The following is a 23,839-nucleotide window of genomic DNA, read 5'->3' on the forward strand; positions in this document are numbered from 1 at the left end:
TGATAGTTGAAAGATGTATAGGTTAGAATCCCATTTCAAAGGCGAACGCTAACGCTTCTCCAGCTTCAAATCCTCCGCTCCGCTGCCGACCGCCGTCACCACCTTAAAGTCCCTATTCTTTTACATATAGGTTGGGATAGAAGTGAATAATGCTCTCCTTTGTGTATCACATACAGCTCATACGGCATATATTACATATAAGTGTTATACGCCGCGTTTGTTACCCCATACGAGGGTGTGGAGCTGCGGGAGTACTCTTACGTCGTTTAGTTGGGAATCGTCCATGACACGGTCGATAAGCCATTCATAACGATGGAGTAGGGACTCCGCAATCTGTCCGGTGTTCTCCGTGTTCACATCTGGATTACCCGTCTGGAGGAACAGCGGTACGTGTGGATAGCGCTCGTGAACGGTGCGGGCGTAGGCAAGATCGGTGTCATCGAAGATGACGACCTTCAAGCTGCAAGCTCCGGTATAGAGCCGCGCAGATTCATTAGCGGGTTCCTTCAAGCCTGTTGCGGTTGGGACGTTGGACGTAGCTCGGGGTTCACGAGCCCTCTTCCGGTTCGACAGACGGTCGACGATATCATCCAGCACATCCCAGTTGGTCGTCATACCAGAGCTGGGCGGTTTCGGGGATAGGGTTACCTCATCGATATCGTACAGCCATTCCTGCCAACGGGAACCCTGTGTTTCGACGGCGGTGGCAATGCCTTGACTGCGCAGCAGGGTGATTAGCTCCCCAAGCTGCGGTAGCAGGGCAGGATTGCCTCCAGAAAGAGTCACATGCGAAAACCGTTCGCCACCGATGGCCTTCAGCTCCTGCCAAATGTCTGAGGCACTCAGACGACGGATCTGATCCTTGGCGCTACCGTCCCATGTAAAGGCGGAGTCACACCACGAGCAACGGTAATCGCAGCCTGCGGTACGAACAAACATCGTTTTACGACCAATGACCATACCTTCGCCCTGAACGGTGGGACCAAACACCTCCAGTACGGGAATAGGGGCTATTTTTGTGCCGTGGGAGGCTGCCATGGGTTGGTGAGTCGTCACGGTATTACTCATCAAGCATCCACTCCCGTCGGAACTCGGCGTAGCTGGTAGGTGTCTCGAACAACCGTACAAACTCGGTACGTCCACCTTCGACACGGTTGCAGTATGCATCCGAGGTTAAGGCTGACTCCATTTGTTCAAAGATCCAGACGACCATATTTTCCGCCGTTGTATTCATTGGAGGAAGCGTCTCATTCAAGTAACGGTGATCCAGAAAAGGCTCAATCCGCTCTTTCCAGATCGTTTTGATGTCACCAAAATCCAGCGTTAGACCCGTTTCGCCCGGTATACCGCTTATGCCAAACACGACGATATAGGTATGACCGTGCAGATTTTTGCATTTGCCTTCGTAGCAGTGCAAATGATGTGCGGCATCGAACGTAAATTGTTTGCTGACCAGTATACGTTTGCGGTGATAACGCAGCTGAGAGTGCTCAATGTCTGTCCCGAACTGCTGGAGCTTGTCGACAATACGAAAGGTACCTGGCTCACGCATGACTTTTAACTCCTTGGGATGAAGTTCTGCGCACTGCGAGATACTGCTCGAGTCCGGCACGGCGAAGTTTGCAAGCAGGGCATTCGCCACAGCCGTCGCCAATGACGCCGTTATAGCACGTTAGTGTACGTGTTCTTACAAATTCAAAAGCTTTCAGCTCATCGGCCATATGCCAGGTTTCGGCCTTGTTCAACCACATGAGCGGGGTATGAATCACAAAGGGATAGTCCATCGAAAGGTTCAGTGTGACGTTCAGCGATTTGATAAAGGAATCCCGGCAATCGGGATAGCCGCTGAAATCCGTCTCACATACGCCTGTAATGATGTGGCGCGCTCCTTTTTGCTTGGCGAGAACCGCTGCAAAGCTCAGGAACAATAGGTTGCGACCGTCTACAAAGGTGCTAGGCAGTTCGCCTTCCTGTTGAGTAATATCAATGTCGGTACGTGTGAGGGCATTAGGGGCTAGTTGATTAAGCAGGCTCATATCCAGTACCGTTTGCGGAACACCCAGCTCGCTGGCGATTCCAGCGGCTACTTCGATTTCCTGCTTGTGGCGTTGACCGTAATCGAACGTCACGGTTTCTACTTCAGCAAAATGTTTTTTTGCCCAAAATAAACAGGTTGTGCTGTCTTGGCCGCCGCTGAATACGACGACTGCTTTTTCGTTTGCAAACATAAAAAAACCTCTCGATCTTCTTGGAATGGTGCAAGACACGGAGTCTTGTCACTTGGAAGAAGGAGAGTTCTTGAACCGACTTCAACAAAAAACAGGCCTTGCCCCGCGAATTCATTTTTCTTGCGGAGGACAAAGCATCGTTAGTTTTTTATAGAGGGAGTTCGCGAACCTCTCCCATGCATGACACATGGATTTTCTTCATTAGTATCTGCCACGAGGACAGACGACGTTAGCATTGTCATTATAGCATGGCAGGGCTATTTGATAAACACTCCACCAAATGGAATGACTTCCCGTAAAAATCGCTTGATCACGCCATCGTCGTTCATATCCTGTTGGAGCCGCCGATGATGTTCCCCGGCATGAAATAGTACGGTACCCTGTCCGGTCATTTTAAAATGATAATTCATATGTTGGCTGGCCAGATGGTTGCCGTACACGGTCAACTCCAGTTTGGCGTTTTCGGGATAGGCAATGACGCTGCTCGCATCCACATAGATCGGCTCGGTCGGATGAAGCTGTTCTTGACATACCAATCCCTGCGTCAAAAGGCCGATTTGACCCACACCATCAAATTTCATTTTTATAACATCGCGGCTAAACAACATGTTTTTCATGCTTAGCAGCTTGGTACGCATTTGGATACCGGAGCTGTACCAGAACAGGTTGCGAAAATCGTATAACAGATCATCGCTTCCTTCAAGCTTAATCATTTTTAGACTAAAGCCAGGTGGAAGTGCGGCAATTAGGCGACAAGCTCCTGTGAAATCGGCCTGAATCAGTTTGTGTTTGCGATACATGCCCTTAATATTCATCAGTTTATCACTGCGGCCTGAGCTGGGTCCGCGGTATGCGATGATTTGCTGCGGATGCAGAACGTGCAGCTTTTCTCCTTCTGCCAGATCGAGCGTTACGACCGAACCGACGCTTTCATCATGGTGTTGTCCTGCTTGTATGTCCATTCAGACCTTTCATCCTTTCAGGCAGTTAGTATCTTCCCGAACGTCGACGCATCCCGTAACGCAACAGTCGGATACCGATAAAATAACCGGCCAGCAGAATTATAGCTGTGATGATGAGCATTTTATTTCGGTGTGAAGCCTGATCGCGCTGGGTTTGAAGATTTTTTAATTCTGTGACAGTGTCAGTCAGCTTGCGGTTTTGCTCCAGTAATTGGGCGTTTTGCTCTTGATAGGCTTCTAAGCTGTTACGGGCCTTTTTCAGATCCTCCTGTGTTTGTCGGTAGCTTTCCTTGAGCTGATATACATCACCGGGCAACCGCGAAAATTGCTCGAAGCCTTGGTACACATCATCCCAGTAAGCAGCATGTACTTCGGGTACACGAGTTATCCCAAAAATAAACAAAAGTGCTATAGCAGCGCAGACAATGCGGCGGTACAAAGCAAAACGATACGTTGTTCGTGCCAAGAGATGTTCCCCCTTTTGATAAACCAAGATGTTAGATGATATAGATCATTACCCATATGACATGGTTACGTATAATATAACGATTCGGATGCAGATTTTAGAATGAACGGACGACAAATATGAAGAAAATGTTCTCAAAAAAAGTCGATATATGAGTTTAAGTGTACCTTAAAACGGGTATATCAAGGAAGCGGCAACATTCCGGCATTTTTTCCAGCATACGAGTAAAGAACGATCCGCACCTGATCAGGTCTTAAATATGAATATATGAACTGAAATGTATTAAAAATTGATATAAAAGGAGATTTTGCAAGATGAATAAGAGAGAACAAAACTATAAAACTTTAAAAATCACTGTAAATGGAAAGCCGTTATCAAAGGATCTCGTCGTAGATAGTACCACTTTTGCCCCAATATCTGATATTTGCACAAAAACGAATGCTTCTTTAACAGAAACTACAATCTCATAAGTTTAAATATAGAAGTAGACTATAATATGGCCCGGCATACGCCGGGCTATTTTTGCGCATTCATGTAATTCAAATGGTTTAAAATGTTATTTACCAAACTAGGCCCCCCTTCATAAAGATTCCCATGTATAATTTTCACAATCAAACATACGTTCCCTGACAATATAGTGTCAGATAACACTGTTAATTTAGAGTTACATGTTCTTTTAGGGGGAATTTACCAGTGGTGAAGTCAATGCTCAATGTAACGTACACATGGGACAAAGAGTCTATATCTGCGAATGGGTCCAAACAAGTAAATCTACTGATAGAATGGGGCTATGGAGCTATACGTAAAAGAAAAGGAAATCTAATACCGAAAGCAGCGGGATGTGACCTTCAACTCCAGTTCATTCCAGAAAACGGGGTAAGTCTATTAAAAGCTGAAGGGGTAAAGCTCGGTTTTAAACGCTCGGAAAACGGAGATAGCATGTTTGTTCACTGTGGTGATGTACGGCGGGGAAAATATAGACAGGCTATTTTGACGTTTTCTATACCGGCTCACTCGTCCGGAAGACATACGATTGGAATGATGGAGTGGAGCTGGCGCAAGCCATCGCAGGAAAAGCGAACGCTGATCCGGACAGACCAGCTCTACATCCATTTTACGCATCATCTTGGTCTGCTGAGCATTCCATCCAACCCGAAGGTGGAAAAATACATAAAGCTGAATGAGACGTCCCCTATTGTAAAAAAGGCATTGCGTATGTACGAGAAAGGGGAATATGAGCAAGGGGCGTTCATCCTTACCAGACAAGCAGATGAATTACTTATACGTGCAGCAAGAAGCGATGATATGGACTATCTGCAGGAAGCCGAGTTGCTTCTGGCTATACGTAATAAATGGAGTGGTACTTTTGTATCATTTACATCGTATAGTTCTAAAGTCTTTTTCAATAAGGCGATATCGCTAGAAGATGTTCGTTTTACTGAAAATGATACTTTGAGATAGGCAATTATGCTAGTTTATTTGTGTAATATAGTGAGTCTAATTTACTATCTTTTTGTAAAGGAGAGACTTCCTTGACTGATCGGTTGATACGTTTAATGCGGATTATTACTATTGTTCAGGCAAATCCAGGGATATTGGCAAGAGAGCTTGCCGAACGTTGTGAAACATCAGAACGTACCATATACCGAGATATGGAGGCGCTAAGCGCTATGCATATACCGATTGCGAATATGGGGCATGGCAAGGGGTACATTTTTATTAGCAATTTTGCTTTGTATCCTCTGAATTGGACGGAAGAAGAGGCAGAAGCTTTTACTAAGCTGGGAGAGATTATGGAAACGGTAAAGCCTCTTTTACCGCCAGCTTTTGAAAGTGCTTATGAGAAAGTGATGGCCTCTAGTCAGAAAAAAAAGATGGAACAGACGAGCTTCGCGCAGGAAATGAAAAATATTGTCCGGCTCGGCTCGACACTTGATCGGGAAAACCAGCCCTATCTGCTCAGGCTGATTGTTTTAGCGAGTCTTACGCAGCAGACCATTGAAGCGGAATACAGCTCGCCTCAAAATGAAGATGTTTCACTAGTTCAGGTGGATCCTTATTGTTTGGTTCCGCAGGATCGGCGATTCTATATGCTTGGTTTTTGTCACAAGCAATCCGCGATGAGAACCTTTCGGATCAGCCGATTTCGGAACATGAGAATTTTGCCGTATACGTTTCAAAAAAATAAAACTGAAATGGAAATGTTTTTTAAAGGGACCTGGTCGGTGACCAAAGGAAATCAGAATATCCGGTTTGTGGTACGTTTTTCTGCCGAGTCTGTATATCGGGTCAAAGAAGAGGAGCTGTTCATCAAGCCTTATCTTAAGGATTTGCCGGATGGAAGTTTGTTGTTTGAGGTGACGGTCAATCATGACCGTGAATTTTTGGATTGGCTCACTTCCTATGGAGCTGAGGCCGAGATCCTGGAGCCTTTACGGTACCGCAAACGAATGCAAGAAATGCTGCGGACCTGGGGGGCATTCTATTTCGATAAAAAGGCAGGAAATTAAGAATAACAGGGGGAGATCCCCCGGAACGGGCCGGGGAGCTATCCGCTTAACGGTCCTTAAACAGGTTGGCGAGATTGCCAAAAGGACTGTACTGTTCCTGCTCTTCTTCTGGTGAGGAGTAGACGAGCTTCGATCCACGGCTTTCCTCATCGTCAGCAGCATTATGAACTAATGTAATACGATCAAAATGGTACATGAAAACCTGAGCGGTGTTCACGGCATCATCCAGTGCCCGGTGTTGTTGACCATCAAAGTCAATGTTGCACAATTCCAGCGCCTGAGACAGGCTCAACTGACGGTACTTTCCATTGGAACCAAACAGACGGGAAATCTGCTTCTGTATATCATTTGTATTATGAATCCATCCGAGATCTACATGATGGGTACGACAATGGGAGACCAGCTTCTGACGGTCATCCGGGCCCCATGCGCATAAATAATAAGGGGAATCCGTACCGAGCCAGGCTATGAACTCCTTCACAGCTTCAGGAAATAGTGGAGCGGCATCAATGTCTCGTTGAGTAATACCCGTGAACTGAACGGTATCAGTAGAGAGTACAGGTCGATTTGAGGGTCTTACAAAACTGTGAAACGTATCCGCAACGTATAGGCCACCGTCTCCCTGAACAACTTTGACGGCACCGATATCAATGATTTCGGAGGAATATCTGGCGTTACGACTAACGGTAAATTCAAGATCGTAAATAATGTATTGCATTTCTGGACTCCTTCCACACATATAACTGATCCCGATGGGGATCGGGACGAATGTTCTTGCCCGAATGACTCTTCTCCATCATACCTCTCGGTTCACAACTTGTCAGCGGTTAAAAGGTTTGCTTTTAAAAAAAATATGCGATGTCCAAAGGAGCTTGGACTATCGCATATCTAAAAACGCCTGACATACAGCAGCATCCGAAACCACTAGGATTCCGGACGCTGCTTTTGCTAGCTATTGAATTAGGCCGGGAGGTCTAACTTTTGCCCCGGATAAATGCGGTGAGGATTCTTCAACTTATTCAACTGCTGAAGATGTTGCCAGGTGGTACCATGTTTGCGGGAAATGTCATACAGCGTATCCCCGGATTTTACAACATATACATGGCTATTTGTAACTTGTGCAGAATTCGATGTCTGCTGTGGCTCGGCTGTTTGAGACTTTGCCGGCGCCGGTTTTGCGGGTGCTGGTTTCGCAGCCGGTGTAGGAACGGATTGCGGCTTTTCCTGCACAGGTGCAGGTGCTGCGGTTGAAGCAGATGGCGCAGCTTGTGTGGCAGGGACAGAAGTTTTACCATCAGCCTTGGCTTCTTGAATACGACCGTCCGCTTGCACTTGCAGGCTAGCGGAGCCCACCTTTTGCATATAGCGGATTAACGCCTCATCAAGCGAGCCGAACATACCTGCTTGTGGATATTTAGCGAACATCGTATATTGGTCACCACCTACGGCAGTAAAATCATTGGTGGCCAGTGTGTATGTTGCCTCAGGATCAAGTGGCTTTCCGCCGATCAGAATGGAATGAACACGGCTGCCTTTGGCTGCTGACGTGTCTATTTTGAACGTGATACCTGATACCTGTGGGAAACCTCCGCTTGGCTCTGGATAGGAGGCTGTACCATTTTCCAGTGCGGCCTGAATGTCAGAGCCCTTCACTTTCAGGGTAACGATCTGGTTGCCGAAGGGCAGCACAGTGATGATGTCTCCCTTGGTTACTGTCCCTGTCTTGATGGAAGCCCGGATGCCGCCACCATTCGTTAAAGCTACGTCTGCTCCCGAAATGTCACGCATAGCATCGGTGAGCAGGTCACCGAGATTGGTTTCACTTGCACGTACCTTTTCGCGTGCTCCTTCCAGATCCACACTCGTTTGCGTTACAACCTCTTTAAGAATAGGTTCCTGGTCCTTTTGAATGGAGGCGATCAATGCAGCAATCTCAGCGTTGGGCTGAACGTCGACTGCTTGAGTCGAATCAATCAGCTTGGCTTGCTTTTGCGTAACCTTACCGCCGTCGACCCATAAGTCCACAACACCCAGATACTTGGTGTATTCACCTGCGCTAGCGATCAATGTACCATTGTCACTAACCAAGCCTTTTTCCAGTACGGTATGGCTGTGTCCATCGATGAAAATATCAATGCCAGGCACTTCCTTAACAACCTTGAGGCTGGTGTCCTTACTAGACGCATCCTGCCCCAGGTGACCAAGAACAACAACCACATCTACTTTGCTGCGGATTTCATCAACAGCCGCTTTGGCCTCAGCCGCAGGGTCGGTGAATTGAATACCCTCCACATTTTTGGGATTAGTCTTATATGCTGTTTCTGGCGTAGTCAGACCGATAATACCGATTTTAACGCCGTCCACTTCTTTAATAACATAGGGTTTGAACAAACGTGTTCCGTCTGTTTGTTTAATATTGGCGCTGAGCACAGGGAACTGAATCTCCTTACTTAGCTCAACAAGATGCTTCCAACCATAATTAAACTCGTGGTTACCCGGAACCATAGCATCATAACGCAGCTTGTTAATCACTTTCACAATGCTCTCACCGCTAACCAAAGTAGCGAAGGTCGTTCCATGAACGGTATCCCCGTCATCTAGCAGCAGTGTATTGGGATTGGAAGCCCGGTACTGATCAATGATACCCGCCAGCTTGGCGAATCCCATTTCCTTGTCGTTCGCGACCACGTGGGCATGGGTATCGTTCGTATGTAGGATGGTGATGTGTTTACCGCTGACTGGAGTCGTTGCCGTTCCCGCTGTTCCCACATTGGTTGCTGGGTCTGCTGCTGCTGTACCGAGACACCCAAGTAGAAGCGCGGCAGTCGTCAGGATCGACGAGAGTTTTTTCCATGAGTTCATGTTGTTCCTTCAACCTCCCATAAAATGAATGAATTAGAGAAACCGCTTACGACCACATTTTATCAGATGATTGTAAAAATAACTTCTATTTTATATCAAAGCATTAAAATTTTTTGATATATCGGTTGTTAAACCCATCGTCTAGTTACCTATATTATAGAGGAAGTAATCAACAGTAACTCATAGAATAGGAACTAACGTTCTGTTTTGTGATCAAAAAAAAGGGCAGTCTCTTTGGGCAGCCCGATGCGGGGTAAATAGTGATCCAACGTTTCGTCAGCTAGTGGCGGTTTTCCTTCACTCAGCAAAAGCACGGCAAACCGATTGGCCTGCTGTTCAAACTTTCCTGGGGAAAAGTAGGAATGCTCCTCCATAAAAAAGCGGCTGATGCCTTTATGCAGTCGGTCATGTCCCAATTCATGCGCACAGACGAACCGTTCCCATTCGGGTGTGAGGCCATTGTGGATGACGATAAATCTTCTACGCAGCTTGTGGTAATACAGCCCTTTGGTTGTGGGGCCTAGATCGCAGAATCGGATATGGATACCCAGGGCTTTCGCAATATCGAAGGGGCAGTTGGTACGGTATTTTCGGACAAGTTTGTGAATGAGTTCGTTCATACGCTCACCTGCTATCCCTGATCTTTGCCCGTTCGGGGCTCTTTGGGCTTTTTATGTTTGTTCATCTGCTTGGCTTCCCAGAACAGACCTGTCAGCACGTCCTTGATCCGTTGACGATCTTTTTCATCCAGCGGAATACCATCGAACATTAATTCGTCGTCTTCCTCCAGCATTTTTTTAAAATCCCGGCGGTCTTTGGAGGTTGCCCATTCTGGCACAGTAGAACGATAAAGTTCATGTTGATTTTGCTCCATTGAATCATCGTCTCCCCAATATCCGGCGGCCTTCATCATTTCGGTATAGGATACGCTAAGCGCATCCGCTATTTTGCGGAGAGTGGAAGGTTTGGGGATTCCGCGCAGTCCATTTTCAATGCGGGAAATTTGTGAATTGCTAATACCTGCAGCATCTGCCAATTGGTTGATGCTCCATTGTTTGTGCTCACGCTGCTGTTTTAAGTAAGTTCCGAATGCTGGCTGTTCCACAATGGGGGCTCCTTTCTGCAAGAGAATCATAGATATTAGTTTTATTATACCATTAGGTAAATAGTAAAAGCACGTAATATGCCAAAAGGCATAGGAAAATGAAGCGAATATCCTGTTTTTGGAGGTATACTGCTTTTTTTGACGATGGATACCTATCCTAAATAATGTTATGTTATACTCAAGATACGAACAAAAGGGGAACAGATTGTAAACAAGAGCGTTTTTCTATTTCAGGATTTTGCAAAATTCGATTCCAGTCGCTTCGAAGTGCAAAATCCTCATTTAAAATACATCATTGTCAAAAGGCATAAGATAAGGAGTGTTGCTTTACATGAGAAATAACTTACCCGAATTGGACCGTCGCAAAACGCAGAATGCATTGGAGGGTGTGTTTGAGAAATACCGGATTTATAAAACGATTACTTTTATGGATCGGGAGAGCTTTATTACTGCTGGCTATACGGATCGCCCGAACGGCCCCACGAATGTAACAAGCGATCCAACGGCCCGGACAGCCGTATATAATGTAGATGCTCCTGCCGCCCGCTTGGCCTACTGCGAAATGGTGGATGCCGTAGTGAGTCGCTTGAATGAACGCGAACAGCTGCTCATCCGTGAACGTTATTTAAAGGATGACGATGTGTTTGATTACAAGGTTTACAATTATGTGTTAGACCCGCCAGTCAGCAAGGATACGTATACGAAGCTTCGCACGCGTGCTTTTTACAAAATGGCGCTTGCGCTGGCGGACCAAGGCGTTTTAAATTTGGCAGGCTTGCAGAAGGGCGCGGATCGAAAATCGGGTTAATGTAATAATTATCCATCTGTTCTCGTTTATAATTTAATATCATTTCCTAAAGGCTTTGATTTCCTGTAATAACAGGGATCAAGGCCTTTTTTTGTAATAGGAACACACGTTCTCTAAAAACCTCCCGACATCATCCCTAGTCTCTGCTTTTATCGTCCATTTCCCCGGCAACGCATTCGTTATTAGGGTGTAAGATTATATCATCGGGAATCAAGACAAGAGGACATACCGAAGACACACACAGTCAAACGTTAGCCGGCCATTAGGGCCGGTTTTTTCATGCGGTGATCGTCTCTGTCGGTTCCCGGGAATTCGTTGAATAGAAAGGAGGAGTCGTGTTGCCTAAGCAAGGGATGCTGCAATGCATGAGTACGAGGCTACGCCGGATGAGAACACGGAAGTGGAAAAAAGCCTGGCTGAATAGCCACAACATGCGCACGCAGGGTACGCAAAGGTGGCATGCCGCAGAATGAGACAAGCCTTTAAGCAAAAGCTCATTGAAATTATTCCAGCGCTGCAAGGGCGTGTATACGATGTTCAGCCACCGTCGCAGACGGCAGAGGAGCCGTATGCTGTTATGGCGCTGGGCGAGGAAATCTGGAAGTCTTCCTGGGCTGGCTATCGGCAGGTTGTTCGCATCAAGTTGTACGCAGGACAAGCCGGGCTGGCGCAGGCTGATGTATGGGCGAATGCCCTGATTGCTGGGCTGCACCGGGAACCAGTGACAGGTGCAGGTGAGGACACATCGGCTTTTACCGCGCACTATTTGGGCGTGCGGGATGCAGAAAAGCTGGACACTGTTACGGGCAAGGCCTATAGAACGCTGCGTTTTGGCGTGTATGTGCCTGAGTCGGAAGGTGGTTCACCCGCTCCAGCAAACGGTGCTACACAGCCGGAAGAGTGGCTGGCCGCGCTGGTCCGCTGGACGCAGAAGCAACTGGGTGAAACGTGGTCGGTATACGCCGACGCATGGCCCGCACAGCCGGGGCGGCAAGCGGTACTATGGCGGATGAGCGGCTGCGAAACTAGGATGGCGGGAGCCTCCATGTATGAGCTGCGCAAACGGTTCATCGGGCATATTACCGCCTCGGACACCACTGAAGAAAACCGCGCAGCTTCCACACTGATCGAGGGCTTTGCCGCTCAAATCCAGCTTCCTCTGGATCAGGACAAAGGCCGTTATATGTCTACAGCTGAAGCTTCAGCCGATTTGCAGGCGGATGCCATTTTAGATGGTCAGCTTCGGCTGATGCTAGTACAGCGGCGTATGCGCCCGGCTGAGGAAGCGGCGTTGATTCGCAGAGTGGAAATTCATCCTATTTTGAAATGAGGTGGTCCGAGTGACCTTGGAAAACCATGAGAATGCCCCGGTATATGCCGGGCAGGAAGCAAGTGGCCCTCGCTATACGCTGGAGGAGCTAAAGGAACACGCAGAACAATTGTTTTCCGTGAAAGAAGAAGTGCTGGCAGGCGCCTTTTTTGGCACACAGGACAAGCTGTTTACGGTAGCAGAAGCACACACTAAAATCGAACAATTTATGAAAGCGAAGGTGGACTAATTATGGCAGGCGGAACATGGGAAAACACGAATAAACCGGTATTGCCGGGTTTGTATATGAATTTTCAGGCAGCAGCAGCTTCAGCAATTCAAGGTGGGTCGCGTGGTACGGTCGTTGTACCCGTTAAGGCGAATTGGGGCCCTGTACGTGAGTTTGTAGAGATCGGCAGTGAAACGGCAATCAGCCAAATCTTTTCCGGTGACAGTCTGGACGGTGCGACCGCGTATTCGACGCTGTATCTGGCTTTGCTGGGCGGTCCGAAAAAGCTGCTAGCCTACCGTTTGGCAGATGATACAGCTGCTGAAGCATCTGTGACGCTGAAAAGCGGCGGTGCGACCCCGGCGGATGTGCTGCGTCTGAAGGCTTTGTACACAGGTAGCCGCGGTAATGGTTTCGCTGTGACTGTACAGCCAACTTTGGGTGATGACCAAGCTCGTGAGGTGCGCCTCTATGAAGGAACCAAGCTACTCGGCACGTACAAAGGCAGTGACGGTACAGCAGCTTCTATTGCCAAGGCCATGAACGAGAACAGTGAAAACGTATGGGTGAAGGCCGAGGTTGTTGGCGACGGCGGCATTCCGGTGGATGTCAGCGGCGTACACCTTACTGGCGGCAACAGCGGCAATAGCAAGCTGGTTAATGCCGATTACATCGCGATGCAGGAGGCACTTGAAGGACAGGAATTTAATGTCTTGGCCCTGGATTATGCAGCTGATCTGGCATTGCTGCAAAGCTTTGCTGCCTGGATCAAGCGTGTCCGCAACGAAGGTAAAGGCGTAATCGCTGTATTCGGCGGTTCTGCGGCAGATGATGTGTCCAAAACAGCCGTCAGCTTGGCCTCTGCACGTTCCCTGGCGCTGAACCATGAAGGTATCGTGAACGTCGGTACAGGCGTACGTCTGGCAGGTACGGACTACAGTTCCGCCCAAACGGCTGCTTATGTAGCCGGGCTGATTGCAGGCCAACGTCTGAATCAATCGGCGACGTATGCGGTTACGCCTTTTGAGGATGTAACCCGCCGCTGGACACGTTCCGAGCAGGAGCAGGCAGTCCGTAACGGTGTCTTCCTATTGTTCTTCGATGGCCGTCAGGTCAAAGCGCTGCGTGGCATCAACAGCTTGGTGAACCCGTCTGCCGGACAAAACAATGCATGGAAGAAAATTCGTTCCATCCGTGTCATGGATGCTATTAATGCTGACTTGCAGCGTGCAGCCGAAGAGACTTACATTGGCAAAATCAACAACACGGTGGAAGGTCGTCTGGCGCTTATCGGTGCAATCAAAGAATACCTGGCACAGCTGTCGCTGAGCAACGTCATCGAAGCAGATGGCTACGATGTCATTCTCGACCCGGCTTACTATGGCGATGCGCCAGTAATCAAACCGGAGCCGGATCAAGTGTTCCTGCAATGGAACGTGAAGCTCACCGACGTGATGGAGCAACTGTTCGGCACATTTTACGTGCAATAAATAAGCATTTTACGTGTATAAGGAATTCGCAGACAATCAGCAGAAATGAAGTAGCTTGTTAACAACGAGGATTTTGTGAAATCCCGAACTATATTATGGATCATTTTGAGGAGGAAAAAGAAATGTTGGATGCTTCAAGAGTCATTTTAGGTACGTATGGTCAGGCGCATGTGGATGGGGTGTGGCAGACGAATATCAATAAGCTGGAAGCCAGCGTGGAAATGGAAAAACGCGAGCTGAATCTCGTGGGCAACGAGTGGAAGGTACACAAGCGCGGTATCAAAAAGGGAACGGGAACAATGAGTGGCTACAAGGTCACATCCGATATGATTCGTCGCGGTTTTAACCGTTTTGAGATTATTACTAAATTGGATGATCCAGAAGCTTTCGGACATGAAAGTATTCGTCTCATTCGTTGCACTGCTGACAAAATCCAACTGGCCAACTGGACAGCAGGTGAAGAAGTACAGGAAGAAACGACCTTCACCTTTGAAGGCTATGAGCTGCTAGATCCGATTGTAGCAAACTAAATTGGAAAACGGGGGATGGGATGCTGTGAGGCGTTCCGTTCCCCAAATACAAATAAACAATAAGGGAGAATGACTTATGAGCTTGAATGAGAATATGACAGAAGAACAAATTTTGGACAGCCTGTTTGAAGCTGCTGAAAAACTGCCGGAGGAAACGGTACGTATCAAGCGTCTCGATATGAAAATTGTGCTGCACGGCCTGACCTCCAGTAAGGTGGACAGCATTCGTGAACGCTGCACGATTCGCCGAACCGTGAAGGGTGCTGTAGATGAAAAAGTAGATACTGAAACGTTCAACGCCTTGTTGATTTCGGAAGCTACCGGCAAGCTGGAAGTGAAGGGCTTGTCCCTTAACGGTTGGGGCGATCCGCGGATTACAAGCCGTTTGAAGCTGTCCGGTGGCGAACAGTCCGTCCGCCGTATGCTGCTGGCGGGTGAGCTGGATGCAGTAGGGGATAAGGTGCTGGAACTGTCCGGTTTTGGCGTTGAGATTGCTGACCTAAAAAACTAATCGGCTCCGGGGGAATGACGACGATGCTGTACCACTTGTGGGTCCGGCACCACCTCCGCCCCGGAGACTTTTGGCGGCTTCCCCGCGGTGAGCGCATGCTGCTGCTGGCGTTTGCCGAGCAGGAAATGGATAGCATAGCAGCTTCAAAAGCATAAACAAGGAGGTGAACATGATAGATGGCAGAAGCATTAAATTACCGCATGAACCTTGTGATTGATCCTAAAAACGTCATTAAGGCGAACAGAGAGTTGCGTGCAATGGAACGCTATTTTGAGCGGATTCAGGGCCGTGTTTTGAAAATTGGACGTACCCGCATGGCTCCTGAGATTGTGCTGAACGATATGGCTTCCAAAGGATTGGATAATCTGTTGAACAAGATTAATCGGGTCAAATCCCAGATTATTAACGCCTCGGGGAATGTAAATGTGAAGGTAAACTCCCAATCTGGCTCAGGCTCCCCGAAGACCGATAACAATCTGAGTACGGTTTTGAAAGCAAATACTACTGCTGTAGAGGCCAATACGGCCGCTATTGCGGATTTAAGTACTAAGTTAGGCTCTCTGAAGATCGGTGGTGGGACGAAAGAAGAAGAGCCAAAGGGTTTTTTTGAAAATCTCAAAGACACCCTCGGGGGTGTCAAAAAGTTTGGCGAAGGAATGAAGGGATTTTCTGAATTAAAGGAAAAAAGAGGAGTATTTAGAGCTGAGTGGGATAAAGTTAAATCAGCAGGAGGAACTACAAGAAGGCAAAAATTAGCTAATGGTGCAAGGAAAATGTGGGAAAATAGGGCTGCATTGGGGAAGGCTGGTGGTGAAGTTCTTGAAAGTTTCGGTGGCACTGGAGACATGTTAGAAGGGGTGATGGATGTTTTTAAAGGCGGCGGTGGAATAGTTGGGAATATCAAAAGCGGCGGCAGTGCTGCTATAGATGCAGTTTCTAGCGCCGCTTCTAGTATTATAAACCCAAGTACTGCTGGTGCAGCTGAGGAAGCCGGATCAGGCTTATTCAAAAACCTTCTAAAAGGTGGAGCGAAAAAACTGTTGGGACCTTTAAGCTATGGAATGGATATTGTGAACATCGCGAAGGCTACCTCTGGTAAAGAACGTGCAGAAGCTATCGGTTCCACAGTTGGTGGGACTGCTGGTTCTGCATTAGGCGGAGCTATAGGTTCATTTTTGCTTCCGGGTATTGGTACTGTGGTTGGTTCTACACTTGGGGGTATGGCGGGAGACTTTGTCGGTGGGAAAATTGGTGGATTAGTCTCAGATTATGGTCCAGCCATGATGGACAAAGCGAAGTCCGCTGGTAAATTCCTTGGAGAAAAAGCTTCCCAGGTTACAGGCTGGCTTTCTGATAAGGCTGGAGATTTTGGTAAAGGCTTTTCTGATTTCTTTTCTTTTGGTAAAAAAGATGAACCTAAGAAAGAGCCAGCTAAGCCACCTGAAGCTCCTAAACCAGCAACCTCTAAACCAGCAATCCCACCTCATTCGAATTTAGGTAAGTCATTTGAGCCCTTAACGCCTATGGCTATAAATTATAGTGCTAGTGCAGTTGCAAACGTACCTCCGCAACCAGGCGTAAAAGGTGTTCCTAATCCTTACGGACCGATGGCTATAGCTAACCAGGGAGTCAATCCAAACCCACTACTGAATACTGCGGCTCATGCGAACAATGGTACCAAAGCTAAAGGCAAGGCCAATGGCAATCCAACTCCTCAAGTAGTACAGATCAGTCCTGAACAAATGGGAACACTGTCTGGCTTTTTGAAGGATTTTAAAACGGAAACCACCAACCAATTCAATCTTCCTGCGGGGGCTGTACAGGTCACTGTACATGAGAACAAGCTGGATGTGGATGGGCTTATTACGCAAATTGGCTACCGTCTCAAAGCTGAAATTTTGCGTGCAACGCAGAATACCAAGCCAGCAGGCGCTGGAGCTATGTAATGGAGTAGATGGTAGCCATGGGGAAGGAGGAAAGAGATGGAATTTAGTTTGACGGATGGTAAAGGAAAAAAGTTTCAATTTCCAGTAAATCCTGAGGAAGTGACGATCTCACGGCAAAAGGGATTTGATACAACGACGATTTTATCCTATGGGGAGTTTGACTTCCCACAAGGGGAGAAGGTGAAGGAAATCTCCTTCTCTTCATTTTTTCCGAAAGAATACAATCCAGCGTATTGCACATACGAAGATATCCCTGATCCACAGGAGGCCATGAACACGTTGAATGGCTTTTTGTTATCCAAGAACCCGCTACGTTTTATTATTACGGAGACAGCCGTGAATGTGCCAGTAATTGTGGCATCTCATAATTCTACCTTTCGCGGCGGCGAGTATGGGGATGTGAATTTTGATCTGTCACTGCGGACCTGGAGTGATATGAAAGTTGCCAAAAAAGCTGGTGTCACAGGAAGCAAGGCTGCTGCGGTCAACAAAAAGCCCCGCACAGATATGAAAGAAAAGAAAAAAACATATACGGTTAAGTCCGGGGATTCCTTGTCCAAAATTGCCAAGCTGGAGCTGGGGGACAGTTCGCAATGGAGTCGTATTTATCAGCTTAATAAAAAGGTCATTGGGCAAAATCCGAATGCAATTAAACCGGGGCAAAAGCTGGTGTTGTCATGAGCTATAAAGTCATTTTACAGGATAAATATGATTTGTCGCCGCTTGTGGAAAACATTAATTTGAGGGATTCGCTGGAGCAAATCGCCTATCAGGGCACGGTCAATCTGGTCGTTACGCCGGATATGCCCGCCATTTCCCCTGGGATGTCCATTCGGGTTAGCGGAATTCCTTATGGCAAAAAAGATTATGTTCCCTTGTTGTCTCCAGCGGTGATCTGGGAAGTAGAAACATCTAACAACGGGCTCAAGCGTATGACGCTGACGCTATATGACCGTACGGTGTATTTAGACAAGTCAGAGGATGAATATTTACTCCCTGCTAAGCAGACGGCTACTCAGCGTTTTCAGAAGTATGCTAGGGACTGGAAGCTGAAAATCGCTTCATTGCCAGATACGAAAAAAACGCTGGGACGCGCCGTATACCGCACACAGTCCATCTATTCTATGATGCTGGGAGATCTGCGCGAAACGGCAAAGGCGGGGGGGAAGCTGTATCATCCACGGATGATTTCTTCCGGGCTGGAGCTGTACGAGCTGGGAACGAACAAAGATGTGTATATTTTGGAGAGAGTGACTGATACGACACAGTCCCGTACGCTGGAAGGCGCGGCCACGAGAGTGAAGGTACTGGCTACGGCTGCCAGTGAATCAGGCAATGAGGTACCGTCCAAGGTGATGGCGCTTGAAGAAAAGGACATTGCCAAATATGGAACCCTTCAGGTGATCGTGCAGGATGACGAGGTTAAGTCTGGTGCAGCAGCACGTGAGTTGGCCAAAAGTAAGCTGAGAGGCATACAGCAAACGATATCGGTAAATGCACCGGATATGAACACGATCCGAGCAGGAGACGCGGTAATGTTAGGTTCCATTAAGCTGTTGGTCATTTCAGTGAGCAGGGAATTAGGTAACCCCGGCAGTATGTCGCTGGAGCTCGGAACGTATGACGATGTAAAAAGGAGGTTTTACCTTGAATAAGGACCCCTATGGGCATTTGGCTACTGCGCTGCAATCTTCATTTCATAAGCATACCAAGCAAGCGCTGAGTGGAGTGGGCGCGGTACTAGGCACGATCACCTCCACGGGACTCAAGCTGGACGATTTTAAACATGAGCTTCAGGATTATCTGGTCGCCGAGCTGCCGGGGCGGCTGTCTGTACCACGTCATATGTATAAAGGCACCTCAACCGCAGTGGAATCGGAAAATTGGGAAGGCAAAGAGCTGAAAACTTCCTTTTATATCGGGGAAGACGAGCTGGAGGATGTGAGTCTCAGTTTGAACGAAGGACTCAAGCCTGGAGATCGTGTACTTGCGGTTCGGGTGAATAGCGGCAACGATGTGGTGGTCGTGTGCAAGGTGGTGAGTGGACGTGGCTAATTTATTTCCCGAAACAGATGATATGATCTGGACAGACACGGATATGACCGACCCGGATGTACTGGAGGATAATCGGGCTGTATTTGGGCGAAGCTGGCGGTTTGATTTTGAAGCTGGTGAGTTTGTTATGAGCCCTAGCCGTAAAATCGTGACTACAGGCGAGAAAGAAGCCTGGGTACAATGGTGTGAAAAAGCGATTCGCACTCCTCGCTACCGGCATGTGATCTATTCACCTGACTATGGGAGTGAGCTGGAGGAGCTGATTGGCAGCAGCTATGGGCACGGTGTGCAGGAAAGTGAAATTAAACGCATGGTCACGGAGGCGTTGCTGGCAGATGCGCGTACAGCTAGTGTGGACCAATTCACGTTTCGCTGGGAAGGTGAGGCGTGCCATTTTAGCTGCCAGATTACGAACGTGCGAGATGAAACGGAAATTGTGGAAAGTGTGGTGATCTAATGGCAGACTTGCCGGAATATTTGGTAGACCAGACGGAAGAGGAAATTTTAAATCGGATGCTGGAAAAAGTGCCTTCGGACATAGATAAGTCTGAGGGCTCTTTTATTTGGGATGCACAGGCGCCAGTAGCGTTTATGCTATCCGAAGCGGCAATCTGGGCGCAGGAGCTACTGCGACGTGGCTTTGCCAGCACAGCAGCCAGCGACAACCCGGATTTTCGCTCGCCGGAGCTGGATTTGCGGACAGCAGAGCATGGGGTGACACGGCGAGAAGCGGTTGCTGCCTCGGGTATGGTCACGTTCACGGGCACAGCGGGAACGACCGTCCCGGCGGGAACGTTGGTGGCGACCCCGGCAGATGATGTATCCGGGGAAGCCTCCATTGAGTATGCGACCACGGCTTCGGTCACGCTGGATGAACAAGGTGCCGGGGAAGCGGCTATTCGGGCGGTCAATCCCGGGCGTAGCGGCAATGTGCCTGCGGGTGTCATCCAAGTGATGGCAACCCCGGTTAGCGGGGTTGCTTCTGTGATCAATAAGGAGGAGACCAAAAGCGGCACAGACGTTGAAAGCGACCAGCTGTTGCTGGAGCGTTTTTATGCCAAGGTGCGGAATCAGGGCACCAGCGGCAACAAGGCGCAGTATACCCAGTGGGCGAATGAGATTGCTGGTGTGGGTGGCGTGGAAGTTGTTCCGCTCTGGAAAGGGCCAGGAACAGTAGGGTTATATGTGCTGGACACGGATAAACGCGCGGCCAGTCCAGATATCGTGGCTGCGGTGCAGAAGTACATTGATCCGACCCAGGATGGGCAAGGAGAAGGGCTGGCACCAGCGGGCCCTGTGGTGACGGTTATGCCAGCGGCAGAAGTTGAGATTAACATTTCGGTCAAGGTACAACGTACCAAAGAGAAGCCGTCCACACTGGATGAAATCAAAAAGCTGATCGAAAGCGGTGTGCGGACGTATTTGAAGCAGCTTGCTTTTTACAAGGAAGACCCGTTGGTACGGTACACCCGGATTTCTGCTGTGCTGCTGGACATTCCGATCATTATTGATTTCTCTGAACTGAAAATCAATGGACAGAGCAATCAGAATATTGAGATTGGATCAGGTCAGGTGGCAGTGCTGGGGACGGTGAGCGTCAGTGAGTAACAATGGAACGAACAGTTTTGAAGAGCTTTTGGATAACTCAGACGAGGGAAAACGTACAAATCGTAGTGGCACTTTTGTTAATCGGGTAACGATAGCGGGAGATACAGTGGGCCAAATGAGCAGCGAGCGGGGACGCGAGCTGCTTTCCTATTTGCCTGCCTATTATGAAACCTCACGTGTGATGCGTTCCGATATGGATGCTAAAGGAAGCGAATTGGACGCCTTGTATCTTGCAATGGATGCAACGGTGGGACAGTTTTTCGTGCGTACCGCCACATGGGGGTTGGAACGCTGGGAAATGGAGCTAGGGATTGAAACCGATCTGGCGAAGCCATTGGACCAACGGCGTGCGGTGGTGGAATCGAAGCTGCGAGGGGCAGGAACTTTTTCCGGCCGGCTTGTCAAAAATGTAGCAGAGGCGTATGACGGAGGTACGGTAGATGTTATTTTTCACCCTGCCGAATGGGGATTTACGGTCAAATTTATAGATACCATTGGGATTCCGCCCAACGTGGAGGATCTTAAAGCAGCCATTGAGGAGATCAAGCCCGCTCACATGGCAGTAGAGTACAAATTACGCTACCTGACCATTGCCGAAGTTGAGTCTATGACCCTCTATGAAAATGAACATACAACACAGGATAGATATTTAGGAGGTGGCGCGTAACATGGCAAGCGAAAAAACACCGAATCTTGGTCTAAATCAAATTGACCGCACATCGCCCAAAACCACGTATTTTGATCTGGAGAAGTATTTGGATCAAAACTGGCGCGCTGTAGATGATTTCGCAGGTGACGTGAATGATGGTGTAAATGAGATCAAGAAGCGTCTGGATACGACGGAGCGTAAGGCGGTGACTCTCGAACCCGGAGTACAGATACTTAACGCTGTTAAGGCGGCTCCATTTTCTTTGTCCGGAATAACCGGACGAATGCTGGTTAACCTACTTGGGCGCGCAGGCTCTGGCGATCAAATCGGTAGCCTTTTAGGTTGGGAAGCTGATCTTGCAGTTGATACATCTAATAAGGCGCAGGGTGCGGGATCTATCAAGGTCACTGCAAAGAACGCTACCGGCGTGTATAACGTGTACAGTAGCGGATTAAAGCTTACTGGCGGAAGGTACTATATCGCCCTGGCTGATGTTAAAAACGTCAATGCTTCAAACAATATTTATGTAAACTTTTCTACGGGTGGTAATAAGGCGCTCAAGCAGTCCATAGATAAGAGTCAATTTGTAACAATCTATACAAAATGTGCACCAGCAAACGATACTGCGATAAACTTGGAAGTTTCATCGATTTCAACAGCAACGGGTCAAGCTTTTTATGCAGACGCGATTCGTCTCTATGAAATTAGCGCCTCAGAATATGTTGCGCTGGATAGCATGACCGCCGAACAGGTAGCTGCCAAATATCCATATGTAGACAGCGTAATGCCTGTACGTAATCCGTATGCGATTATGTACGGGGAAAACCTTTTGCCGAGCTTCTATGAATGGGGGCTACACGCCAATATGAAAGCGGCAGGCCCTTATTCCTTATCACTCGCCGCTACAGCGTCTTTTCAGGCGGCAAATGTGTACGTTCCTGTCGTGATAGGAAAAGCATACACAATTAGCGGAGAGGTAACAGGGATTTTGTACATGGCTTTCGAGGATGCCAATGGAAACGTGGTGGGCGGAGGGAACACGACTTCAACGCCTCTGCCTTTAACATTCACAGCTCCAGCTAATGCAAGTAGATTACGAGTGACAATAGACAATGGGAACACTTCGACCGGGACGTTTACGTTTTCCGAATTAATGCTCAACATCGGCAGCACAGCCAAACCATTCAAACCGCGTGAGGATTCTATGTTGGCATTGCAAACAGACCTGTACGCCGACCCTGTTACGGGGGCGAATGCAGATACAGTTTTTGAACGTGACGGGCAATACTACAAGTCGAAGAAGTGGCAAGGGCTGACGCTTGATGGTAATTTAGCGTGGATTTACTTCGCGTCAGGAACGGGCTACAAAGTCGTGAGGATTCCTGTTACTAATGGAGTGGTTGACAGTGAGAGGATAACAAAGTTTGATGGCAAGTTGATTCAGCATGTTTTCCCGTTAAGCGGGCCGGATCAATCTCACCTTAGCCCTGAATCCGGCATTGTGGGCCTATCAATCTCTGTCGCGGACAGTGGATGGGCAGACGGATACACACCAACACAGGACGAGATTAAAGCGTATTTCCTAGGGTGGAATATGTATTACTGGAACGGTACTTCTGCCGAATTATACAATAATCAAGGTCCTAAAAGTTGGAGAAAAATAAACAATCATGGGGCTACCACCTCCACCTTGCCAACAACGCAAATAGATCCTGGATTGAGTAAAGACGGCAGGTTCGTATATTGGGAGCCGTACAAACTTGTATACCAACTTGCAACGCCTACCGTTGAGCCTATTGTATCCGAGGGTCAACTTACGTTTAACGAAGGAGACAATCAGGTTGAAGTAGGTACAGGGATTGTACTGCGAGAGAGAGCGAATCCTACTAAATTTTCTAACGTTGATATCAACACGGGTCTAACTAGAGGGAACGCCACACGACACGCAGTTAAGTCATACCTGAATCTTTATCAAGATAACCGAGCTGTGCAAAGTGGTTGGGGAACGTTTAATGGTGAAGATAATGGGATGGCGATAGCTATTTATCCGTCAAGGTACTTGCCAGAATCTGCTTATAGCGTCACATACTTTATGCTTGCACCATCGCCAGTCGTACCGTTTACAGGCTCATACGCAGCCAACGAAAAGACGCTGCTGTCAGACTTGGTGGACAGCGTACAACAAGCAAACACGCGTCTGTCTGTAGTAGAGAACAAGAAGGCCGACAAAGATAGTCCTGCATGGTTTTACCCGACGTTGCTTAATGGCTGGTCTGCAAATAGACCCGTGGGGATAATGAAGGATAGTAACGGTTTCGTCCATATCAGGGGGTTAATTACAAACGGTTTGACAACCGGAGGGTCAGCGCTGTTTACTCTGCCGCAAGGTTACAGACCTATCAGCATACAAGGCCCTGTTTCTTACGGTTACGGGCCTAGCGGGCCTGTTTTTGTACCTTTTGATATTTTTCCAGATGGAAGAGTTTGTTTTGGTGGTGGAGGGGCAAAAGATAGCACCTCAGTGAGCCTTCTTTTCCCGCCATTCATAGCAGAAAAATAAGGAGGTCACAA

General features: G+C 48.0%; 26 protein-coding genes and 1 riboswitch. Of the genes, 17 read left to right on the top strand and 9 right to left on the bottom strand.

The features are described 5' to 3' along the window. Nucleotides 1–204: 204 nt before the first annotated feature. The 5 genes from queE to T3H97_RS05635 form a co-directional block, all read right to left on the bottom strand. Nucleotides 205–1,068 (bottom strand): 7-carboxy-7-deazaguanine synthase QueE, encoded by an 864-nt coding sequence (gene queE / locus T3H97_RS05615; RefSeq protein ID WP_328801937.1) that lies wholly within the window; start codon nt 1,066–1,068, stop codon nt 205–207. Continuing rightward, nucleotides 1,061–1,552, bottom strand: coding sequence for a 6-carboxytetrahydropterin synthase QueD (gene queD, locus T3H97_RS05620; RefSeq protein ID WP_328801938.1), 492 nt, complete (start codon nt 1,550–1,552; stop codon nt 1,061–1,063). The genes queE and queD overlap by 8 nt, the downstream gene beginning before the upstream one ends. Beyond that, nucleotides 1,545–2,228 (bottom strand): 7-cyano-7-deazaguanine synthase QueC, encoded by a 684-nt coding sequence (gene queC, locus T3H97_RS05625; RefSeq protein WP_328801939.1) that lies wholly within the window; start codon nt 2,226–2,228, stop codon nt 1,545–1,547. The genes queD and queC overlap by 8 nt, the downstream gene beginning before the upstream one ends. Nucleotides 2,229–2,362: 134 nt before the next feature. Continuing rightward, a riboswitch (PreQ1 riboswitch) is annotated at nt 2,363–2,406 on the bottom strand. Nucleotides 2,407–2,485: 79 nt separating this feature from the next. Then, entirely contained in the window at nt 2,486–3,190 is a 705-nt protein-coding gene (locus T3H97_RS05630; RefSeq protein WP_013309110.1) for an AIM24 family protein, read from the bottom strand. A 25-nt stretch (nt 3,191–3,215) separates the two neighbouring features. Further along, nucleotides 3,216–3,656: an SH3 domain-containing protein gene (locus tag T3H97_RS05635; protein ID WP_103048960.1), complete on the bottom strand. Its 441-nt coding sequence runs from the start codon at nt 3,654–3,656 to the stop codon at nt 3,216–3,218. Between the two features lie 314 nt (nt 3,657–3,970). On the opposite strand from T3H97_RS05635, the gene T3H97_RS05640 reads away from it, so the two are divergent. The 3 genes from T3H97_RS05640 to T3H97_RS05650 all read left to right on the top strand — a co-directional run bounded on the left by T3H97_RS05640 (nt 3,971) and on the right by T3H97_RS05650 (nt 6,166). Next, nucleotides 3,971–4,126: a hypothetical protein gene (locus T3H97_RS05640; protein WP_328801940.1), complete on the top strand. Its 156-nt coding sequence runs from the start codon at nt 3,971–3,973 to the stop codon at nt 4,124–4,126. Nucleotides 4,127–4,349: 223 nt separating this feature from the next. After that, nucleotides 4,350–5,117, top strand: coding sequence for a hypothetical protein (locus T3H97_RS05645; protein WP_328801941.1), 768 nt, complete (start codon nt 4,350–4,352; stop codon nt 5,115–5,117). Nucleotides 5,118–5,188: 71 nt separating this feature from the next. Further along, nucleotides 5,189–6,166: a helix-turn-helix transcriptional regulator gene (locus T3H97_RS05650; protein ID WP_328801942.1), complete on the top strand. Its 978-nt coding sequence runs from the start codon at nt 5,189–5,191 to the stop codon at nt 6,164–6,166. A gap of 46 nt (nt 6,167–6,212) precedes the next feature. Here T3H97_RS05650 and T3H97_RS05655 read toward each other — a convergent pair whose 3' ends face one another. The 4 genes from T3H97_RS05655 to T3H97_RS05670 form a co-directional block, all read right to left on the bottom strand. Next, a complete protein-coding gene (locus T3H97_RS05655; protein WP_328801943.1) occupies nt 6,213–6,884 on the bottom strand; it encodes a 3'-5' exonuclease in 672 nt (223 codons plus the stop codon). Between the two features lie 242 nt (nt 6,885–7,126). Beyond that, nucleotides 7,127–9,028 carry a 5'-nucleotidase C-terminal domain-containing protein gene (locus tag T3H97_RS05660; protein ID WP_328801944.1) on the bottom strand — a complete coding sequence of 634 codons (1,902 nt, stop codon included), beginning with the start codon at nt 9,026–9,028 and terminating at the stop codon, nt 7,127–7,129. 194 nt (nt 9,029–9,222) lie between these two features. Beyond that, the gene (locus T3H97_RS05665; protein WP_311081830.1) at nt 9,223–9,648 is read right to left on the bottom strand and encodes an ImmA/IrrE family metallo-endopeptidase; all 426 of its coding nucleotides are present in this window, start codon (nt 9,646–9,648) and stop codon (nt 9,223–9,225) included. An 11-nt stretch (nt 9,649–9,659) separates the two neighbouring features. Further along, on the bottom strand, nt 9,660–10,133 hold the full coding sequence (locus tag T3H97_RS05670) for a helix-turn-helix domain-containing protein (protein ID WP_039269479.1): 474 nt from the start codon (nt 10,131–10,133) through the stop codon (nt 9,660–9,662). Between the two features lie 331 nt (nt 10,134–10,464). On the opposite strand from T3H97_RS05670, the gene T3H97_RS05675 reads away from it, so the two are divergent. The 14 genes from T3H97_RS05675 to T3H97_RS05740 all read left to right on the top strand — a co-directional run bounded on the left by T3H97_RS05675 (nt 10,465) and on the right by T3H97_RS05740 (nt 23,828). After that, the gene (locus tag T3H97_RS05675; RefSeq protein ID WP_165144578.1) at nt 10,465–10,941 is read left to right on the top strand and encodes an ArpU family phage packaging/lysis transcriptional regulator; all 477 of its coding nucleotides are present in this window, start codon (nt 10,465–10,467) and stop codon (nt 10,939–10,941) included. A gap of 469 nt (nt 10,942–11,410) precedes the next feature. Next, complete coding sequence (locus T3H97_RS05680) at nt 11,411–12,271, top strand: hypothetical protein (RefSeq protein ID WP_328801945.1); 861 nt, start codon at nt 11,411–11,413, stop codon at nt 12,269–12,271. Nucleotides 12,272–12,281: 10 nt separating this feature from the next. Then, entirely contained in the window at nt 12,282–12,500 is a 219-nt protein-coding gene (locus T3H97_RS05685; protein WP_220027208.1) for a YqzN/YkzM domain-containing protein, read from the top strand. Between the two features lie 2 nt (nt 12,501–12,502). Next, nucleotides 12,503–13,969: a phage tail sheath family protein gene (locus tag T3H97_RS05690; protein WP_328801946.1), complete on the top strand. Its 1,467-nt coding sequence runs from the start codon at nt 12,503–12,505 to the stop codon at nt 13,967–13,969. A 122-nt stretch (nt 13,970–14,091) separates the two neighbouring features. After that, on the top strand, nt 14,092–14,499 hold the full coding sequence (locus tag T3H97_RS05695) for a phage tail tube protein (protein WP_013309122.1): 408 nt from the start codon (nt 14,092–14,094) through the stop codon (nt 14,497–14,499). A gap of 76 nt (nt 14,500–14,575) precedes the next feature. Then, a complete protein-coding gene (locus tag T3H97_RS05700; RefSeq protein ID WP_007429164.1) occupies nt 14,576–15,010 on the top strand; it encodes a phage tail assembly chaperone in 435 nt (144 codons plus the stop codon). A 176-nt stretch (nt 15,011–15,186) separates the two neighbouring features. Further along, nucleotides 15,187–16,956 (top strand): glycine zipper domain-containing protein, encoded by a 1,770-nt coding sequence (locus T3H97_RS05705; RefSeq protein WP_328801947.1) that lies wholly within the window; start codon nt 15,187–15,189, stop codon nt 16,954–16,956. A 36-nt stretch (nt 16,957–16,992) separates the two neighbouring features. After that, nucleotides 16,993–17,637, top strand: coding sequence for a LysM peptidoglycan-binding domain-containing protein (locus T3H97_RS05710; RefSeq protein WP_028543147.1), 645 nt, complete (start codon nt 16,993–16,995; stop codon nt 17,635–17,637). Further along, nucleotides 17,634–18,611 carry an XkdQ/YqbQ family protein gene (locus T3H97_RS05715; RefSeq protein ID WP_328801948.1) on the top strand — a complete coding sequence of 326 codons (978 nt, stop codon included), beginning with the start codon at nt 17,634–17,636 and terminating at the stop codon, nt 18,609–18,611. The genes T3H97_RS05710 and T3H97_RS05715 overlap by 4 nt, the downstream gene beginning before the upstream one ends. After that, nucleotides 18,604–19,011, top strand: a complete 408-nt coding sequence (locus T3H97_RS05720; protein ID WP_328801949.1) for a hypothetical protein — start codon at nt 18,604–18,606, stop codon at nt 19,009–19,011. The genes T3H97_RS05715 and T3H97_RS05720 overlap by 8 nt, the downstream gene beginning before the upstream one ends. Further along, nucleotides 19,004–19,468, top strand: a complete 465-nt coding sequence (locus T3H97_RS05725) for a DUF2634 domain-containing protein (protein WP_028543145.1) — start codon at nt 19,004–19,006, stop codon at nt 19,466–19,468. Before T3H97_RS05720 ends, T3H97_RS05725 begins: the two co-directional genes overlap by 8 nt. Then, complete coding sequence (locus T3H97_RS05730) at nt 19,468–20,619, top strand: baseplate J/gp47 family protein (protein WP_328801950.1); 1,152 nt, start codon at nt 19,468–19,470, stop codon at nt 20,617–20,619. Before T3H97_RS05725 ends, T3H97_RS05730 begins: the two co-directional genes overlap by 1 nt. After that, the gene (locus T3H97_RS05735; protein ID WP_328801951.1) at nt 20,612–21,286 is read left to right on the top strand and encodes a YmfQ family protein; all 675 of its coding nucleotides are present in this window, start codon (nt 20,612–20,614) and stop codon (nt 21,284–21,286) included. Before T3H97_RS05730 ends, T3H97_RS05735 begins: the two co-directional genes overlap by 8 nt. Nucleotide 21,287: 1 nt before the next feature. Then, on the top strand, nt 21,288–23,828 hold the full coding sequence (locus T3H97_RS05740) for a hypothetical protein (protein WP_328801952.1): 2,541 nt from the start codon (nt 21,288–21,290) through the stop codon (nt 23,826–23,828). Nucleotides 23,829–23,839 lie beyond the last annotated feature (11 nt).

The sequence above is a fragment of the Paenibacillus sp. LX16 genome, assembly GCF_036252815.1.
Taxonomy (GTDB): domain Bacteria; phylum Bacillota; class Bacilli; order Paenibacillales; family Paenibacillaceae; genus Paenibacillus; species Paenibacillus polymyxa_B.